The following is a 19,095-nucleotide window of genomic DNA, read 5'->3' on the forward strand; positions in this document are numbered from 1 at the left end:
ATGCGAATCATTCTCTACCATAGCTTGTCTGTATGATTTAAATCACCATAAATAATTGGATAAATTATGTTAATGCGCTTTAAGCAGCTTACTCTCTCTCTATGTTTGATCGGGTTGAGTGCGACGTCTTGGTCTCAGACAGTGCTCGTAAAAAGTGAAAAAAATATCGAAGAATATAAATTAGATAATGGTTTCAGGGTTATTCTGGCGCCAAACGATAAAGAAAATAAAGTCTATGTCAATACGGTTTACCTGACGGGTTCACTGAATGATCCAAAAGGTAAGGGTGGCCTGGCACATCTATTAGAACATCTGGCTTTTAAAGGCACCCAAAATGTGAAAGGTGAAGAGTTCCAGCGCCGTCTTGATCAATATACCTTGATGACCAATGCCAGTACCGATTATTACGCGACCAAATACTTAAATATTGTTCGCCCTGAAAAAAATGCATTGAATGAAATCCTGTATCTCGAATCCGAGCGTATGGATAAATTGGTGTTGCAGGAAAAATTTGTACCCTCTGAAATTGAAATCGTAAAACGTGAACGCGAAATCCGTATGGATCAGCCCTTTGCAGTTTTAATGGATCAGGTCTGGAAAGCTGCCTATGGCAATCAATATTTAGGTCGTTTGCCGATTGGTGACTTACCTGAGCTCAAGTCGATTCAGCTCAATGAATTGAATCAGTTCTATAAGACATGGTATGCACCGAATAATGCGGTCATGGTCATTTCGGGTAAGTTTGATAAAACCGAAGTACTGAATAAGATTGATCAGTATTTCAGTCCAATCCCTGCACGCGCGGTACCTGCTCAGGTGAAAGTGCCTGTGCTTGACGCCAGCAAGATTGAACAACGTCAATTCACCGTGAAAAAGGGCAGTGATCTGGCCAAATTCCATATTTATATGAATGGAAAAAATACCGAATTACAACCGATTCTGGCACTGGCACCTTCTCTCTATACTATGCAGCCGAGCGGGCCTTTATATAAAAATATGGTTGAGACCGGGATCAGTACTGCAGTGCAATCTGCAACCTGGTTAGATCAGGACTTTAACGTGGTGTTTATGGGCGCAGTTTATGCACCAAGCCATGATGCGAAAAAAGTCGATGATGCCTTGAAAACTGGCGTGGAAAACAGTCAGCCATTCACCGAAGCCGAGTTACAGCGCATCAAGAATATTACCCAGAATACCGCGGATACTATTGCCAATGATGCAGTAGCTTTAGGTTCACGCCTCAGTGATTATGCAGTGTCTTCTCAGGGACAATGGGACCAGTACTTCAAAGACTTAAAGACCGTTCAGGCCTTAAAGTTAAAAGATACCAATGCAACGCTGAAAGCGTTTTTAACCGCTTCACATCGTATCTCTGGGGATATTTTGCCAACCCCTGAGGACCAGAAGAAAGCGATGACGTTGAAGGCGGAAGAGAAACCAAAAACCTTGGATCAAAGTGATGAGCAGCCTGAGCCATTAAAAGATCCGAATGTTTACAAGCAGGAAGTGACCCAGTTTATGTCACAGTCTGCCCAGCAATTACAGAAAAACGAACAGAAAATCCAGCGTGGTGAGTTGAAGAATGGTATTCGTTATGCCTTGTTCCCGACCGCAACCCGCGATGATAAAACCTATGCCACCATTAGCCTGGATTTTGGTGATGAAAAAGCATTATTTGGTAAAGGTGTCACACTGGATCTAACCAGTTATCTGATGTTGCGTGGTTCTGATAAGCATAGCCTGCAAGAAATTACCGATAAAGCGATTGCTGCCAGTGGTGGTGCATCTGTAAGCTCGAATGGCAATGGTTTTACCATTGTGGTGCAGGCGAAAAAAGACAAATTTGAAGACTTCTTCAACTTTATTGTTGATGTGCTGAAGCAGCCAAAATTCTCACAAACAGAATTTGATCTTGCCAAAAATCAAAGTTTATCGGTACTGGATCGTCCTTATACCGAGCCTGCGGTTGTGGCTTCGATGACCTTGTCTAAAATTCTGGAAATCTATCAACCTGGCGATTTGCGTTATCATTTTGAGCCTGATTTTGCGAAAAAACAGATCAGTGAGGTGACTCAACCGCAAGTGAAACAATTCTATGATCAATTCTTTGTGACCGATCATGCACAGATTGCGGTGACGGGAGATTTTGATGCCAAGAAAATGCAAAAGACCTTACAAAAGGCATTTGGTTCTTGGAAAGCAAAACAGCCATATACCAAAGTAACAGGGCAATATACGGTGTATAAAGCGCAGAAAGTGCATGCTTTATCGGAACAGCGTGAATTCGGTAGCTACCAGAGCGTGCTGGCATTGCCTGTTGGCTCATATCATCCAGATGCACCCGCATTAATTATCCTGAGCCATATTTTGGGTAACTCGCAGCTTTCATCGCGTCTGGCGCAAGAGTTACGTGAAAAAAATGCCTTGGTCTATGGTTTTGGCAGTGGTTTGGACCTGGACCCAGATATCAATGATGGTACTTTAAGTATTACTGCGAACTATACCTCTGGACGCTCTGCGCAAGTATCACAATCGGTGCATAAAGTTTTGAATGAGCTGTTAAGCAAAGGCGTGACCGAGCAGGAAGTTGAAGCAGCCAAAGCAGACATCATGAAAAAACGTGTCACGGCTTTGGAAGATGAGCGTAACATTCATGGCATGTTGACAGGTCAGTTAGAGCGCAACAAAACTTTGCTGGATCGTGCTGAACGTGATCAGGAACTTGCTAAATTAAGCAAAGATGATGTGAATGCGGCCATCAAAAAATATATCAAGCTGGATCAGTTCGTCGAAGTAATGGCGGATCAGTATGGTCAGCCTCAAAACTTGAAATAAGCAATCAAAAAGAAAGCCACCGGTCAGGTGGCTTTCTTTTTTGCATCAAAGCTTAATGATCATGTTTGTGGGCATGAAAATCTTCATTTTTGCGGAAACGTAAGTAGTTTTCGAACTGTTCACAATATTCGTCAAAATTATCTTCCAGCATCATCTGGAACTGTTGCAGCAGATAAGACATCACTTGTTCTTTCGCTTCACGCATTTCTTCGCCATCTTTAAAGTTATTGGCTGCCACCCAGGTGTTGAAACGGGCAGTAGCGAATAACATGGCTGCGCTGACCTGACTACGTAGTTCTTCGGGTTTGGCTTGCTGGCCCTTTGGCGGACGGCAAAAATCATTGGCGAGTTTGATAAATTCATCGGCACGCTCAAAAAATACGGCATTTAAAGCTTCTTCTTCCGTCACATCGGTAGCGTTAATTTTTTGAGACATGAGATTTTCCAGCGACAAGTTAAGACTCATTATTATAGACAAAGCCTTGTCGAAACTAAACCTTTGCCTTAACCTAAAAATAGCCTAAGCAATTCGAAGAATGACTATGCAAGATGCAATCGCGATTCAAAGTTTAAAAACGGATATTGCCTTACTGCGCCAGCATATCTATCCGCCTCAATTTTTAGAACATGTTGAAGGCCTGCCGATTTATTATGGTTTAAAGGATGAAGTCAATGAATATTACCGACAATGGCAGCCTTTGATTGAGAGGGCGCAGCAGTTATGCCAGCCTTTTATGGAAGATGAGGTGCTGGATGCCATTCATTTACCCAGCCACTTAAACCTGCCGTTGTTTTTCTTTCATGTTGATCGGATCAGGATTAATAAAACCCGTGCCAAAGAGTCGAAAACTTTTCGCGGTGTTGCGGCCTTATTGGAAAAATGTGGACAGTTTGAGACCGATCAGATTTTTGCCATGCAAGAATGGTTAGGGAGTGACGATACCGCTGCTTTGGTGGCGCATCGTGAGTTTATTGATTTACGTACTTATGTGTTTCAGCATGGGCTGAGCGACTATACCCGTACCCGTTTTTATATGAATGGCGTGATTTTGAGTGTTGAGCCGCATTTTAAATTGGTCGATGCGCGGGATAAACCACGTAAGCAGCGTAATGATAGCTATAGTGACCCGATTGCGGATAATGGCACGTGGAAGATTTTTGGAAAATATCGGTAAATGATTTAAGTGAGTATCTTACTCAGGAATATGAGCGTCGGGAGCGTCATCTACAACCTGCGTGGTATTAAAAAAGTGAATGATTTTGGTGAGTTGATAAAATGAGATGTGTGAAAGCAGAGAACAGGTTTTGTAGATGACATATGGTTTTGCCTACTTTTCCCGAAAGAAAAGTAGGTCACCGAAGGTATATCCTGAAATTGAATGAGAACTCGGCATGACTCCGCTATGAAGTTAACTTGGGAAATAAAACTTTATTTCCAAAAAATATCTTTAGTCGATAAAGCCTGTAGTTTCTTTGCCGCTTTCTTTGCAACATGCGGTTGTTGAGCCTTAACCCAGCCTAAAGCAAATAAAAATTGTGAATGCTTCGCAGCCTGTTGTTCAAAGATTTGCTCCGCAACAAACAGGTCATTATAGAAGCCTAAATATTCCTGAATCGGCTGTAACTTACTCAAAAATTGCTGAACCTGTTTTTCCGGGTAAATCCCTGCAATAAAGTCGATGCAATAACGCAATTGTTTAACGCGCTTACGGGTACGATGTTGTTGCTCAATGTCTAAAGTTGAAAACTGAGTTGCATCTTTCAGTATCTTTTGATACAGCTTGGTTAAGCTTTTGGCAGCTTGTTTAGAGAGTTTAGATTTTGATTGTTGATCGCTATAGCTAAAGCTGAATAAAGATAAAAATAGTTGGGTTGTTTTGCTGTCACTTAATAATTCAGCAATATTGGTGTCGACATTTTCTGGGAAAGGAAATTCAAAATCACAGACTTGTTTGACTAAGGGAATGACGGAGTCCTGAATGGCATCGTTATCACGTGATTGTCCCAAGGCTCTAAAAATATCTGCCAATTGGCTTTCCCACTTCGGGTCAATCTGTGCCGACCAGTTGGAAAAATGTTTTAAAGCCGAGCGCAGGCGACGTAAGCCGACACGAGCTTGGTGAATATGATCCGCTTCCGCGACGCCATCCGCAATCGCTGCTGCATTGGGCAGGATATGATTAAGGGTATTTTCAATAATCTGTTTAATAGCCTGTTCAGCGCTAACATCTTTATCTAGGTTCAGTGATTTCGCTTTGGTGGCAGCAGAGACGACTTTGCCTTGGGCCAGTAAATTTCCACGTTCCGCTTTACTACGCACATCCAGCCAGAGCTGGTATTGATCGACCCAGGTTTTGGCAAATTGAATCAGGTCTGCTGCTGAACCTTGTTTTAGCTCAAACTCCACTTCGCAGATTCTGGCGCGGTCAGTTGGGGTACGGATTTCCCCATCATCCAGACAGACTTCAATGTGTGAACCTTCAAACTCGAATACATGAAAAGTACGTTGTACATTGGTCTGGAACTGTAACTGTAGCTCGGCTGGCGCTTCGCCTAAAACCTCACGAAGTACAGTTTGGACTGTTTGATTATGTTTATATAAAGATAAATCCAGTTCAGGTTCTTCAGCGCATTTACCTAAATAAATATCTTCTTCGATACGTTGTAAATGGTTTTTACTGGCAGCTTTAAAGGTTTGTACCCAATGTTCGCCTTCTTGACGTAGACGGATTGCCACATAATTTTTAGCAAGCAAACGCTCAGCGGTATCATAGTATTTTGCCTGTAACTGAATTTTTTGTGCTTTTTGTTTGCTTAAGGCTTGTAAAACACTTTTTTTCTTAGATTCAGGAAGTTGAAATTTTAGCTCTATTTCCATGATGTTATGACTCCTGACCAGCGAGAATGATAAATATATAAATGAGTATAAACTGTTGATCTGAAAAATTATTGTAAAGTTGTTTTAAGGATTGAAAGCAGGGCACACAATGACTTTATTTTGTACAAAAAATGCTTTAACGTGTGTAAAGTCTTGCAGGATTAGGATGATCTAGAAATGAATGCACCAGCCAATATCGCCCAGCCAGTGGAATTTTCATTACCGATTAAAAACTATGATGAATTTTATCGTTTTTATTTAACTGAACATCGCAATATTGCTAGCCGCCGTTTGCATGCGGCAGGTAGCTCGATTGGTTTGTATTTCTTTAGCAAAGCCATTCGTAAGCGTCAGGCCAAATATGCCTTATATGGTTTGGTTTCGGGTTATGCCTGTGCCTGGGTCGGGCATTTCTTTTTTGAACATAATAAGCCTGCCAGCTTTAAGCAGCCACTGTATAGCTTTATTTCGGATTGGCGGATGCTGTCGGATATTGCACGTGGCCGTTTGAGTCTGATTGATCGTCAGTTTGATAAAATTGAGTCTTGAAATTGGTTGGGTATTTGAAAAGCTGCTTTGGCGGCTTTTTTTATTTATTCTGTTTTATAACGATTAATGATGTAAATACACTCCCTCTCTTTAAATTTTAGATAAGAAAATATACCCTGAAGCTAATGTAATTATAGTGAATAGTGAAACGTTCATGCGCGGTCTTTACCTCATTACCAACGATGATCCAATCCAGCTCTTACTTGAAAAACTAGATGTCGCATTAGCCACCGGGAAGGTTGCGATTCTGCAATATCGCCGTAAGAAGGTAGCAAAGGCAGAGCAGTCAAGCGAAGTCGAGCAGATCAAAGCACTCTGTGAACAACATCAGGTGCCATTCGTCATTAATGATGATCTGGCTCTGGCTGAACAATTTGGTTTAGGTGTCCATCTTGGACAGTCCGATGGGGAAATAAGCGATGCTGCTGCACGTTTGCCAAAAGGTGTGATTATTGGTCGTACCTGCCTAAACTCACTGGAATTGGCTGAAAAAGCGATTGTCGATGGAGCGACTTATGTGGCGTTTGGTGCAGTCTATGCAACCTCAACCAAACCGGAAGCAGGTAATGTCGGTATCGAAGTGATCAAACAGGCGAAACAAAAGTTTGCTGTACCGATTTGTGCAATTGGTGGCCTGACTGTGGAAAATTCTCAAGTGGTGATTGAGGCTGGGGCGAGCCTTTGTGCGGTAATTAGTGATATATTAGGACGATCAACAGCCGAAATTCCTGCTCGTGTCACTGCATGGGCAACGTTATTTGACTAATTATAGGCATCCGCTGTGCGGAGCTTTCATTGTTTCTCGGAACGACAGCGTTCCTCGTCCTTGATTCCAGGTTGAGCCTTTTATGAGTTTATCTCCAAAGCAAGAACAGCTATTTAAACAAGCAAATAAACATATTCCAGGTGGGGTTAACTCACCTGTACGTGCATTTAACGGTGTGGGCGGTACCCCAGTCTTTATCGAAAAGGCAAAAGGGGCGTATTTGTGGGATGTTGATGGCAAACGCTACGTAGACTATGTCGGTTCATGGGGCCCAATGATCCTAGGCCATGCACATCCGGATATTATTCAGGCGGTACAAACTGCGGCAGAAGATGGTTTAAGTTTTGGTGCGCCAACTGTGCACGAAACGACGCTGGCAGACACGATCTGTGACATTATGCCTTCAATCGAGTTGGTGCGTATGACCAGTTCAGGTACAGAAGCGACCATGACCGCGATTCGTCTGGCACGTGGTTATACGGGGCGTGACAAGATTGTAAAATTTGAAGGCTGCTACCACGGGCATTCAGACTCATTATTGGTGAAAGCAGGTTCAGGCTTATTGACACTTGGTGAAGGTGAGCCAACTTCAAAGGGTGTACCTGCTGATTTTGCCAAACATACCTTAACCTTACCGTATAACAATATCGAAGCCTTAAAAGAATGCTTTAGCAAATTTGGTCATGAGATTGCAGGTGTAATCATTGAGCCAGTTGCAGGTAATATGAATCTGGTAACGCCAATTGATGGTTTCTTGCAAGCAATTCGTGATGTTTGTGATGAATACAAATCAGTGTTTATTATTGATGAAGTGATGACCGGTTTCCGGGTCGCTTTAGGTGGCGCACAATCGGTGTATAAGGTTAAGCCTGACTTGACCACGTTGGGTAAAATCATTGGTGCTGGTTTACCGGTTGGTGCTTTTGGCGGTAAACGTGAAATCATGGAATGCATCGCACCTTTAGGTGGTGTTTATCAGGCCGGTACATTGTCAGGCAATCCATTGGCCATGCGTGCCGGTATCGCGATGTTCAAGCATTTACGTGAACCTGGTTTCTATGACAAGCTTGCTGCGCAGCTCGCCAAATTACTAGCTGGTTTACAGGCCGCTGCAGATGAAGCAGGCATTCCATTTAAGACCCAGCAAGTGGGTGGCATGTTTGGTTTGTATTTTACCGATAAGGATGACATTACCAGCTTTGATTCAATGTTGGCCTGTGATGTGGAAGCATTCAAGAAATTCTTCCATGGCATGTTAAAGCGTGGCGTCTATCTTGCACCATCCGCATTTGAAGCAGGCTTTATTTCGTCGATGCATTCAGATCAGGATATTGCCGATACCATTCAGGCCGCAAAAGAAACTTTTGCTGAAATGAAGTAATGCTGTGATGTTTAAAAAAGCCCGATTTTTTCGGGCTTTTTTAATGGATATATCTTTAATCTGAAATGAATAAAAAACTTAATGTATTAAAAAAATAAGAGTGGACCTTAACGCAACCGTACTGATTTGCTAGCTGTTTATAGGATAAACCTTTGCGATCAACAAAAAGATAAATAATCTTTATTGTACCGCCAGTCAAAATAATGCTTGAATAATAAACTATATTTGCGTTGGTCTGCGCCTGCTGCAAAGCATTTACGTTCTGGTTGGTGCAGGTGATAGAGAGCGCTTCTATATATTTTATTTTGAATAAGCTTTTGATAACAAACTCATGGGAATGGAGTAACAATGAAAACTAAACATTATTTAACTGCGGCGGATGTGGAAATTCTGGTTGATGCAGCAGCACAATATGCGACAGCACATAATTTTAATGTCAGCATTGCTGTTGTCGATGACGGTGGCACCTTGTTAATGATGAAGCGCATGGATGGCGCATCGGTATTATCGACACAGATTTGCCAGGAAAAAGCACATTCTGCCGCGGTCAGCCGCAGAGCAACCAAGGCATCCGAAGATATGATCCGTGATGGCAAAATCGGCTTTTTAACCATCAATGCTGCGAAAGGCATGCTGGAAGGCGGTGAGCCAATTGTCTATCAAGGACAGGTTGTCGGAGCTGTGGGGGTTTCGGGGGTACAATCTTTTCAGGATGCAGAAATTGCCCAGCATGCGATTCAACAATTTCTAGAGCAACACACCTAAATCAGCATTTAAATTCGAATCTGGATGAAAAATCGAGAGAAACACGAAAAAAATCAGTAAAAATACGTGTCATGCATTGTAATTCAGCGCCAAGCTTTTTATGATTGCCCGCTTGTTTTCATCCAGTCGTTGGAAGGCTACCTTGAGTGATTTTCTAAGTGAACATTTGATTCATCGTGATGAAGATTTTATGGTCATCCATAAACCAGCAGGCTTACTCACCGTCCCTGGGAAAACGCCAGATTTACAAGATTGTTTAATCAATCGTCTACTAGAACTAGAACCCAAAACCTTACTGATTCATCGTCTCGATCGTGACACTTCAGGTATTCTGGTGTTTGGTTTATCCAAATTTGGACAGAGCACGATTTCACGTCAGTTTCAGGATCGTCAAACTTCAAAAATTTATCAAGCTTTGGTTGCTGGCCATTTAGAAGGTCAGGGCACCGTCGATATACCTGTGATTTATGACCCAAGCCGCCCGCCATTACATATTGTTGATGCCACGCATCACAAACCGGCATTAACGGAATGGCAAGCGATTGAACATTTAGAAATTCAAGGACAAGCTGTAACCCGGGTGAAACTGATTCCGATTACAGGGCGTTCACATCAGCTTCGTGTGCATATGCAATATTTAGGTCATCCGATTCTAGGCGATACCTTATATGCCACACTAGAACAGCAGCAGCTTTATGCGCGTTTGTGTTTACATGCCACGCAATTAAGCTTCGCTCATCCTAAAACAGGCGCGCAACTGACCTTTGATTGTGCGGTACCGTTTTAGTCTAAAAACTTTTTTATGAAACACGATGTGATGCACGCTATTTAATGATGCTTTGTGTCAAAATACATCGTTGAAAACTACATAAAATGCCTTAACTTTTATTGGGGTCAGGGCATAAAATATGTGGGCTAACTTGAGATAAAGGTGGAAAAATTGCAGCAGTTTGCTATTGGTCAACGTTGGTTATCAGATACTGAAACTGAACTCGGTTTAGGGGTTCTTATTGATGTAGATGAACGTTCTATCAGCATTTTATTCCCTAAAAGTGATGAAACACGTGTCTATGCACGTAACAATGCGCCTTTATCTCGCATCATCTTTAACGTGAATGATGAAGTCCAAGATCAGGAAGGTATCAAGTGGACGGTTGAGTCGATTGAAGACCGTCATGGTGTACTGCGTTATGATGTGGTTCGTAGCCTGGAAAATGGCGAACAAGAGCGCAAGTCACTGAACGAAACCCGTATCGGTGCACAAATCCAGCTGTCAAAACCATTAGAGCGTCTGCTGGCGAGTCAGGTTGATTATAAGGAATGGTATGACCTGCGTATTGAAGCCATGTTATTGCAGGCGCAAATGCATACTAGCCCGTTACGTGGTTTTCTGGGTGCGCGTGTAGGCTTGATTCCGCACCAGCTTTATATTGCCCATGAAGTCGGCAAACGTTTTGCGCCACGTGTTTTACTGGCGGATGAAGTCGGTTTAGGTAAAACCATTGAAGCAGGTTTAATCATTCACCAGCAACTGAAAACTGGCCGTTCAGAACGTATCCTGATCTTGGTGCCTGATTCACTGCAATATCAGTGGATGATTGAAATGCGTCGCCGTTTCAATTTGCAATTCTCTTTATTTGATTTGACCCGTACCGCATCGATCAAAGAACATGATCCTGACCTAAATCCGTTCCTGACTGAACAATGCATTATTGCCAGCGTTGACCTGATGGTTGACCACGATGACTTGCGTGAGCAAGCGATGGAAGCTGGTTTTGATCTATTGGTGGTCGATGAAGCACACCACTTGATGTGGAGTGAGGAAGAAGGCGGCAATGATCGCTATGATCTGGTTGAAGAACTGGCGGAACAGACCGCAGGTGTGTTGTTGCTCACTGCAACTCCCGAGCAACTGGGTGTAGAAAGTCATTTTGCGCGTTTACGTTTGCTTGATCCGCAACGTTTTAGCAGCCTTGACCGTTTCCTGGATGAAGAAGAGCAATACCAGCAAACTGCGAAAATTGCAGAAGTATTGATGTCAGATGAGGCTTTAACAGAAGATCATCTTGCTGCACTGGAAGGCTTATTGGGTCATCGAATTGATGATCAGCCTGAACAGCGTATGCGTGCGATTCATGAATTGTTGGACCGCCATGGTACAGGTCGTATCCTGTTCCGTAACACCCGTGAAGCGATTCAGGGCTTCCCGGGACGTGATTGCCAGCCAGCGCCTTTACCAGCGCCAGAAGACTGGTCAATGGACGGCAAAATGCGCGAGCAGATGTGGCCAGAAGAAGGTCAACTGGATGGCGCATGGATGGAAAATGATCCGCGTGTGCCTTGGTTGATGGAAGTGCTACGTAAAGAATTAAAACACAAAAAAGTGTTGTTGATCGCCCGTAGTGGTCCAGTGGTTGAAGCACTGGAAAATGTATTGCGTTTACATGCAGGTATTCGCACCGCGATGTTCCATGAAGGCATGAGCCTGCTCGAACGTGACCAGGCGGCAGCCTACTTTGCCGAAGACAGTTATGGCGCTCAAATCTTGTTGTGTTCTGAGATTGGTTCAGAAGGGCGTAACTTCCAGTTCGCCAGTGACTTGATCTTGTTTGACTTGCCAGCAAACCCGGACGTCCTTGAGCAGCGTATTGGTCGTCTGGATCGTATTGGTCAGGAAAACCGTATCCAGATCCATGTACCTTATCTCATGGGCACAGCGCAAGAGCGTATGTTCCGCTGGTATAATGAAGCGCTGAATATTTTCAGCAATATTTCTCCAACAGCGCAAACGCTACAAGAGAATTTTATTGTTGAGCTAAAAGATTGCTTACTCGCAGATCAAGGCCAGACCTTTGAAGACCTGCTTGAAGAAGTCAATGTACAGCGTCAAGCCTTGGAAGCTGAATTACAGGCGGGTCGTGACCGTTTGCTTGAGTACAATTCATGCCGTCCAGTAGTTGCGCAAGGCATTGTGCAAGCGCTTGAAGATTATGATGACAACACCACTTTGCCCATGTTTGTGAAGCGTTTCATGTCATCAACCAATATTGATTTTGATGAGCAAAGCAACGGTACCGTGATCATCAAGCCGACCGATCAGATGCAGGTTCAAGGTCTAACTCTAGACGAAGAAGGGATGACGGCAACCTTCTATCGTGATCAGGCACAAATCCGTGAAGATGCACAATATTTGACGCTGGAACATCCATTTATTGAAAGTGTGATGGAAATGATCCGCACCCAGTCATTTGGTAGTACCAATGTGGCTTTGTTGAAATCGAATGCATTGAAACAAGGCTCGGTATTGCTTGAAGTCTGGTTTAAGGTCGATGTGGTGGCGCCAAAAGCATTGAATCTGCCATCAAGCTTACCGAAACAACTGATTCGCGTATTACTCAGTGAAAATGGTCAGGATTTGTCTGCCAAGATTGATCCAAGCATTTTACGTCCGTATCTGCATCATTTGGATGGCAATAGCTGCCGTCAGGTGGTGAAAGCGCGCCGTGAAGTGATTGAAACCCGTTATGCGCAAGCTTTAGAGATTGCCAAGGGATCATTGCCAGAATTGATGCAGCAAGCCAAAGAGCATTACAGTGGCAAATGGCAATACGAAATTGACCGTTTGAGCTATCTCAAGCAATTCAATCCAAGTATTCGTGAAGATGAAATCGAGCGCTTACAGAAATTTCAGAAAGAAGGCTTGGGCCTGTTAGATGGTCTTTCTGTAACCCCTGAGGCGATTCAGGTGCTGGTGGTGGTTAAACCATAATCGAGCGTTAAATAAAAAAGAGGACCGTGGGTCCTCTTTTTTATCAGCTGTTTTAATTATTTTTGTTCGATATTGGCTTCCAGGAACCATAGATATTGATCCAGATCCTCTAAGGCAGCATGGATAATATCTTCTGAAATCGGGTCCTGAATTTCATCAATGGTATCACGCAAATGGTTGGCGACCACGCCATAGCGATCTGCCAGTTCTTTTAAGTGATCCTGCACCGCATGGATAGCAACCGGATAAGGCTTCAGATGTGAACTTTCACCCACAGACTGCGTGGTTCCCAACGCTGTGCCACCAATCTGTACTGCACGTTCAGCCACATTGTCCAGATGGGTAATTAACGACGTACGGAACGTATCTAACATTTCATGCACTGCAATAAAGTTACTGCCTCGCATGTTCCAGTGCGCCTGTTTGGTCAGTAACGACAGATCGATCAGGTTGGCAAGAATTTGGTTTAAAATTTTTACGGTCGATTCTTTGATCGCATCATCTAAATTATTACGTGTATATACTTTTAAAGCTTTAGTTGCTGAAGAACTCATAGTTACCTCATTTAATTATATATGTGATGAAATAGAACGAATAAAACCGTTACTTCATCTCTAGCTTACGCCTTGAACCGGCTTCTAAGTGTTTTCGTTTTCTAGCCTTTTGTAAGTTTACTTATCGGTACTTTTCTTTTTATAACAACCGTTTTAATTCAGATTAAAGAGTACTTCAGTCTGTTAAGCCCAATATTTTGAATGTATGAAAATGCTTAGATTAGACCGGCATCCTTAGATTCCAGTTTGATATAGGCATAGAAAATAGGCGCAACAATCAGCCCACTCAATCCAAAAATAGCTTCAAAAATCAGCATCGCCAAGAGCACTTCCCAGGCACTGGCATTGATTTTAGTGCCAATAATTTTGGCATTAATAAAATATTCAAGCTTGTGAATAATCACCAGATAGGCCAGGGCAATCGCTGCCACAGACAGGGAAATGGTCAAGCCGGCCATGATGATCAGGGTGTTGGAGATCAGGTTGCCAATAATTGGAAGCAGACCAAAAATAAAGGTCAGAATGGTCAGGGTTTTGGCAAAAGGTAAGTGGATATTAAATATCGGCAGCACAATAAACACAAAGATCATGAATAACACGGTGTTAATCAGTGAAATCTTGACCTGAGCAAAAACAACGTTTTTAAAAGAAACGGAAAGCTTCTGGATGCGATGCAGAATGGCCGCCTTAAACGCAGGTTGTGGGGCATGTTGTTTAAAATTCTGGATCGATACCAGAATACCCACAATCAGGCCAATCACCATGGTGGCCAGATTGTGTAGAATATCGGTGCCTGTATTTTTGACAATCGAGATATTGTTCTTGATAAAGGACAAGATCTGATTTTTGATATCAGCCACACTATGGGGCAGATAGCCCGGCAAATAATGGCTCATCTCAGCCTGAAACTTGATCAATGTCTGGTCGATTTTGATATTGAAAGAATTGAGTCCTGTGCCTTTAAGATCATAAATCACAAAACTGATCAGGCTGGTGATAAAGAAACCGATCAGCACGGTTGCCAATATCCCTAGAATAATACTGATAAAGATACGCGCACGTTGGCCATCAATATGCTTTTCAACAATCGAACTTAAACTGTTAATAATTTCAAAAACCAGAAATCCGGCAAAGAAACTCGGTAGTAAATGCAGGGGAATGACCATCATTAAAAATAAAAACATCAGGATAAAACTGGCGATGATGCTTTGACGGTCATTCAGTAGATTCATGATCTATAGGCCTGATTAGAATGTGGGGTGATGCAAAGGACAAAATTTAATTTTGCCGAGGTCCATCGTAGGATGATACAAACAATTAATCAATTTCCATTTCATTTAGATGACGCGCGCCTTCTAAAATCATACGGATCATCACCATGGTCTGTTCTGCAACTTCGGTACGTTGCTCCACAGGCAGATCAATCACTTTCGCCCCCATGTTGAACACCAGCTGGGTAATGGCCTTGGCAGCCAGATCCGCATGACTGATTTTGCTATTATTCAAACGTTCCAGACGGATCAGGTCTTCTTGCAGCTCTTGCTGGAAGAAATTGAGCTGACGGTCAACCGCAGCTTTGTACGAAGTTGAACCGGTATAACCCTCGCGTAATAACAGACTCAGGTTGCCTTCATCGGTATTCAGTTGCTGAATAAACACTTCAACCGAACTACGGATAATGCTTTGCTGCTTGGAAGCCTGTAAACGTGCTTCACGGATAATACGGCGAAGGACCAGACCGGATTGATCAATCAGGGCAATGGCCAGTTCATCAATATCCTTGAAATGACGATAGAAGCTGTTTGGTGCAATGCCAGCTTCACGTGCAATTTCACGCAAACTGAGTGAAGCGATACTTTTTTGTGGGCCGATCAGGCTCAGTGTGGCCTGAAACAACTCTTCTTTGGTAATCGTTGCTTTCCTACCCACCGAACGTACAGGAGATTTCATAGGAATGACATCTTGTTCATTTACGGTGTCATGGCCGAGCGGTAAAAAAGAAGAATGAACCATTATTTTCAATATATAAGTAAGCTACTCGGGATTATAGCGATTGTCGGTGTACTTGTGAAATGTAAATTCTTATACGAGTGTATATACAAATATATATACATATGTATAATAATTAGCAAACCACCAGAGTAAAACTGCTCATGCAAGCAATTGAAAAGAGAAATTCTCTATTTAATTCGTTGGCTCAAAGTGTAATGAACAGCCATGATGCCAATTTTTGGTTACAGAAAATCAATCCATTGTGGTCAATCAATCAGCCACTTGCCAAAATCGTAAAAAAACAAAATGTGGCAAAAGATACGGTCAGTCTTATTTTGCAATGCAACCGCCATGTCATACGCGGTGTGGCAGGGCAGCATCATCCGGTAACCGTTGAGATTGCAGGACGTCATTACGAGCGGACCTATAGTTTGATGCAGGTTGATGCCGATCACCTGTGTTTAACCGTGAAAAAAGTTGAACAAGGTTTAGTGAGTTCATGGCTGGTTGAACACAGTCAGACCGGTGATATGTTACGTTTGGGACAACCGTATGGTGACATGCAACAGCACATTGCAACCCCACACTTGCTATTGTTGGCGGCAGGCAGTGGCATCACCCCGATGCTGAGTCTGATTGAAGCCTTGTGCCAGTCTAAACAGTTAAATCACCATACGGTTCAACTGATGTACTGGGTCAAAACGCAGGCTGACGCAGCCTATGTTGAATATCTTCAAGAAGTATCAGAAAACTTCCCTAATTTTAGTTATCAGATTTTTTATACCCAACAGCAGGATCAGCGTTTAAATCAAAGTCATGTGGATCAGTGCACGGTTTTAAGCGACACCACAGTTTATGCATGTGGACCTTCGGGTTTTGCTGCATCAGCGGAAAGCCTGTTTAAAGATGCCGCAGCGCTACAAACAGAAGCCTTTAGTTTAAGTCAATTTGCTGAAGATGCAACTGAGACCGGTTTTATTAATGTGACCTTGACGCAATCCAATAAGACGATTGCGATTCCGAAAGGCCAGTCGATTCTTGCAAGTTTAGAGCATCAAGGTATTAAACCGAATCACGGTTGCCGGATGGGAATCTGTAATAAATGTGCCTGCAACAAGGCGCAAGGTGCGACCAAAAACCTATTAAATGGTGCTGCCAATAATGAACCTGCTCAGTTGCTAAAAATTTGTGTCAATTCAGCCCAGTCTGATCTTGTGATTGATCTATAAGAGAGAAATTGATTATGAACATGCCTGTTAAAATTGAATTTTTCAAAAATCCTAAAAACCGTGATCTGACTGCTGCCGAGTTAGATGCGTTTGCCCGTGAACTGGATCAAATTAAACAAGAAGTACTGGATGATATTGGTGAAAAAGATGCCAAATATATTCGCCGTGTCTATTCCACCATTCGTTATAGCAGTTTGGCTGGGCGTGCCTGTTTATTTCTGGGTTGGTTTCCGCCAGCATGGTTGTTGGGCACGGGCTTACTCGGTTTCGCCAAGATCATGGAAAATATGGAATTGGGCCATAACGTGATGCACGGTCAATATGACTGGATGAATGATCCAAAATTCAACGGTCAAACCTATGAGTGGGATACGGTCGGTACCTCTGACAACTGGCGCCAGACCCATAACTATAAGCACCATACCTATACCAACATTAAAGGGATGGATGATGATGTTGGCTATGGTGTCTTCCGTTTGTTCCCGGAACAGCGCTGGTCTAAATTCACCTTGATTCAGCCGATCTACATCGTGCCATTTAGCCTGCTATTCCAGTGGGGTGTTGCGATCCAGAATCTGGAGTTGGGCAAGGTTGTATATAAGCGTAAAAGCATCGCGCAATTCAAGCGTGAATGGCAGCCTGCACAGAAGAAAATTCTTAAGCAGATGTTTAAGGACTACGTGTTCTTTCCACTGATTGCCGGTCCAGCCGCGATTCCTGTATTTACAGGCAATCTGGTGGCCAACGGGATTCGTAATGTCTGGACCTTCAGTATCATTTTCTGTGGTCACTTTACCAAAGATGTGGAAGTATTCCCGAAAGCGGTATTACAGAATGAAAGTCGCGGGCATTGGTATATGCGCCAGATCCGCGGTTCATCGAATCTGACCGGTTCAGAAGCTTTTCATATTTTAACCGGGCATTTGAGCCATCAGATTGAACATCATTTATTCCCGGATATTCCGGCACGCCGTTACCGTCAGGTTGCCCCGAAAGTACAGGCAGTCTGTGAGAAATATGGACTGCATTACAACAATGCCAGCTTTGTAAAACAGTTTGGTGAAGTGGTGGGGCGTATTTTTAAATATGCACTGCCATTTAAAAAGTAAGCTATAAATCCTTAACAAAAGCCCTGAAGCTAAGTGCCTCAGGGCTTTTTTATTTTATTTCTTCTTTTTGGAAACCCACATGGTGATGGTGGCGTGAAATACCTTGTCCTTGTGCTGATCAAGCACATCGACATTCACCAGATATTCACCCGCTTGATCCCAATCGTAGTGGTCATCAACCGGGGTAGCAATTGCAACCAGATCGGTTTCAGCTTTTTTTAAATATTCAACCGTCATTCCTTTGGGAATCCAGCGGTGTGTCGCAGGAACCGTCACCTCGGTCATGGTACCCCCCGCCAGTTCGGCCATATTACACATCGCAATCGCGTGCACCGTACCAATATGGTTCAGTACGGAACGCTTTTTCTTGATACTGATTTTACAAGAATTGGGTTTCAGCTCTTCAAATAGCGGAGAAATACTACTGAAATAAGGGGCTTTGAGGCATAACATGCGGGTAAAGGTCCATTTCCCGGCCGGTAAGGCTGAGACTTTATGCCAGAGTTCTAAGGTTGAAGCCATGATCAGATGTCCTGTAACAGAATTAAATTCTTTTACAGAATATAATTCTGTTTACAAGTTGTGGTCAAGTCATACACAATAGTTCCGACCATTGGTAAATTTGATAGAACTATGCAGGCCGCTCAGCAATTATTGCAACGCTTATATCCGCAACGGAAGTCCTTATTAAAACGGCAAATCTTGCTGGATGCCTTGTGCTGTTTTCTTGACTATGGTCTGGAAACCACCAGTATTGAAATGATCCGTGAAAAATCCGAGAGTAGTGTCGGCGCGATTTACCATCATTTTAAAAACAAGGAGGGTATTGTCGCGGCTCTGGTATTTGCGGCTCTGGAAGATCAGGCACAATTGCGTGAGCGTTACCTGCAGGAAGCACATTCTTTACAACAATGCTTGTACGCCCTGATTTACAGTTATACCGACTGGGTCTCTGATCAGCCTGAATTTGCCAGATTTCTGTTACTGGCTCACTTTAATGTAATGCAGGGGGAATACCGACCGCAGCTAGATGAGAAAAATAAACTGCGGAATCAGCAAATAGCCAGCCAGATCGGGCGTTATACCGAGGCAAAGCTGTTGAGAGCCGTACCCGCAGAACTGATGATGTCTCTGGTTATTGGAGCGGCAGAAAGTTATAGCCGGGCCTGGCTATCTGGAAAAGTCAGTACAACGCCGAGCCTTTATCGGGAAACGTTGGCCCAAGCTGCGTGGGATTCATTACAGAATCTGGCTCAAAATAAATAAAA

The 19,095-nt window shown here is 43.1% G+C and carries 17 protein-coding genes; 11 read left to right on the forward strand and 6 right to left on the reverse strand.

Translation table 11 applies throughout. The features are described from left to right. Window positions 1–66: 66 nt before the first annotated feature. Entirely contained in the window at window positions 67–2,835 is a 2,769-nt protein-coding gene (locus IEV39_RS00595; RefSeq protein ID WP_005288175.1) for a M16 family metallopeptidase, read from the forward strand. Window positions 2,836–2,887: 52 nt separating this feature from the next. Here the strand turns inward: IEV39_RS00595 and IEV39_RS00600 are convergent, their stop codons facing one another. Further along, window positions 2,888–3,271, reverse strand: coding sequence for a DUF3144 domain-containing protein (locus IEV39_RS00600; protein WP_005288171.1), 384 nt, complete (start codon window positions 3,269–3,271; stop codon window positions 2,888–2,890). A gap of 106 nt (window positions 3,272–3,377) precedes the next feature. Here IEV39_RS00600 and IEV39_RS00605 point away from each other — a divergent pair, with 106 nt between their 5' ends. Further along, window positions 3,378–4,010: a hypothetical protein gene (locus tag IEV39_RS00605; protein WP_005288168.1), complete on the forward strand. Its 633-nt coding sequence runs from the start codon at window positions 3,378–3,380 to the stop codon at window positions 4,008–4,010. Between the two features lie 254 nt (window positions 4,011–4,264). On the opposite strand, the gene IEV39_RS00610 is transcribed toward IEV39_RS00605, so the two are convergent. Continuing rightward, the gene (locus tag IEV39_RS00610; protein WP_005288165.1) at window positions 4,265–5,713 is read right to left on the reverse strand and encodes a CYTH and CHAD domain-containing protein; all 1,449 of its coding nucleotides are present in this window, start codon (window positions 5,711–5,713) and stop codon (window positions 4,265–4,267) included. Window positions 5,714–5,890: 177 nt separating this feature from the next. On the opposite strand from IEV39_RS00610, the gene IEV39_RS00615 reads away from it, so the two are divergent. The 6 genes from IEV39_RS00615 (at window position 5,891) to rapA (ending at window position 12,943) form a co-directional block, all read left to right on the forward strand. After that, the gene (locus IEV39_RS00615) at window positions 5,891–6,262 is read left to right on the forward strand and encodes an Mpo1-like protein (protein WP_005288162.1); all 372 of its coding nucleotides are present in this window, start codon (window positions 5,891–5,893) and stop codon (window positions 6,260–6,262) included. Window positions 6,263–6,416: 154 nt separating this feature from the next. Further along, the gene (thiE, locus tag IEV39_RS00620) at window positions 6,417–7,028 is read left to right on the forward strand and encodes a thiamine phosphate synthase (protein WP_005231758.1); all 612 of its coding nucleotides are present in this window, start codon (window positions 6,417–6,419) and stop codon (window positions 7,026–7,028) included. A gap of 82 nt (window positions 7,029–7,110) precedes the next feature. Then, window positions 7,111–8,409: a glutamate-1-semialdehyde 2,1-aminomutase gene (gene hemL, locus IEV39_RS00625; protein WP_005288158.1), complete on the forward strand. Its 1,299-nt coding sequence runs from the start codon at window positions 7,111–7,113 to the stop codon at window positions 8,407–8,409. Between the two features lie 348 nt (window positions 8,410–8,757). Further along, window positions 8,758–9,174: a GlcG/HbpS family heme-binding protein gene (locus tag IEV39_RS00630; protein ID WP_005231756.1), complete on the forward strand. Its 417-nt coding sequence runs from the start codon at window positions 8,758–8,760 to the stop codon at window positions 9,172–9,174. 142 nt (window positions 9,175–9,316) lie between these two features. Further along, the gene (locus tag IEV39_RS00635; protein WP_171067878.1) at window positions 9,317–9,961 is read left to right on the forward strand and encodes an RluA family pseudouridine synthase; all 645 of its coding nucleotides are present in this window, start codon (window positions 9,317–9,319) and stop codon (window positions 9,959–9,961) included. A gap of 144 nt (window positions 9,962–10,105) precedes the next feature. Further along, window positions 10,106–12,943, forward strand: a complete 2,838-nt coding sequence (rapA, locus tag IEV39_RS00640) for an RNA polymerase-associated protein RapA (protein ID WP_005288151.1) — start codon at window positions 10,106–10,108, stop codon at window positions 12,941–12,943. 56 nt (window positions 12,944–12,999) lie between these two features. On the opposite strand, the gene dps is transcribed toward rapA, so the two are convergent. The 3 genes from dps to fabR form a co-directional block, all read right to left on the reverse strand. Continuing rightward, on the reverse strand, window positions 13,000–13,497 hold the full coding sequence (gene dps / locus IEV39_RS00645) for a DNA starvation/stationary phase protection protein Dps (RefSeq protein ID WP_005231753.1): 498 nt from the start codon (window positions 13,495–13,497) through the stop codon (window positions 13,000–13,002). Window positions 13,498–13,712: 215 nt separating this feature from the next. Next, on the reverse strand, window positions 13,713–14,729 hold the full coding sequence (locus IEV39_RS00650) for an AI-2E family transporter (RefSeq protein WP_005231752.1): 1,017 nt from the start codon (window positions 14,727–14,729) through the stop codon (window positions 13,713–13,715). An 85-nt stretch (window positions 14,730–14,814) separates the two neighbouring features. Further along, a complete protein-coding gene (gene fabR, locus IEV39_RS00655; protein ID WP_005231751.1) occupies window positions 14,815–15,510 on the reverse strand; it encodes an HTH-type transcriptional repressor FabR in 696 nt (231 codons plus the stop codon). Window positions 15,511–15,650: 140 nt separating this feature from the next. Between fabR and IEV39_RS00660 the strand changes: the two genes are divergently transcribed. Both IEV39_RS00660 and IEV39_RS00665 read left to right on the forward strand, forming a co-directional pair. After that, complete coding sequence (locus tag IEV39_RS00660; RefSeq protein WP_005288148.1) at window positions 15,651–16,718, forward strand: ferredoxin reductase; 1,068 nt, start codon at window positions 15,651–15,653, stop codon at window positions 16,716–16,718. 14 nt (window positions 16,719–16,732) lie between these two features. After that, window positions 16,733–17,827, forward strand: a complete 1,095-nt coding sequence (locus tag IEV39_RS00665) for a fatty acid desaturase family protein (RefSeq protein WP_005231749.1) — start codon at window positions 16,733–16,735, stop codon at window positions 17,825–17,827. Window positions 17,828–17,881: 54 nt separating this feature from the next. Here IEV39_RS00665 and IEV39_RS00670 read toward each other — a convergent pair whose 3' ends face one another. Next, window positions 17,882–18,349 carry a hotdog fold domain-containing protein gene (locus IEV39_RS00670; protein WP_005231748.1) on the reverse strand — a complete coding sequence of 156 codons (468 nt, stop codon included), beginning with the start codon at window positions 18,347–18,349 and terminating at the stop codon, window positions 17,882–17,884. Between the two features lie 111 nt (window positions 18,350–18,460). Between IEV39_RS00670 and IEV39_RS00675 the strand changes: the two genes are divergently transcribed. Continuing rightward, window positions 18,461–19,093 carry a TetR/AcrR family transcriptional regulator gene (locus tag IEV39_RS00675; RefSeq protein ID WP_005288145.1) on the forward strand — a complete coding sequence of 211 codons (633 nt, stop codon included), beginning with the start codon at window positions 18,461–18,463 and terminating at the stop codon, window positions 19,091–19,093. The last annotated feature ends 2 nt before the right edge of the window (window positions 19,094–19,095 follow it).

It is taken from the genome of Acinetobacter courvalinii, assembly GCF_014635545.1.
GTDB classification, from domain to species: domain Bacteria; phylum Pseudomonadota; class Gammaproteobacteria; order Pseudomonadales; family Moraxellaceae; genus Acinetobacter; species Acinetobacter courvalinii.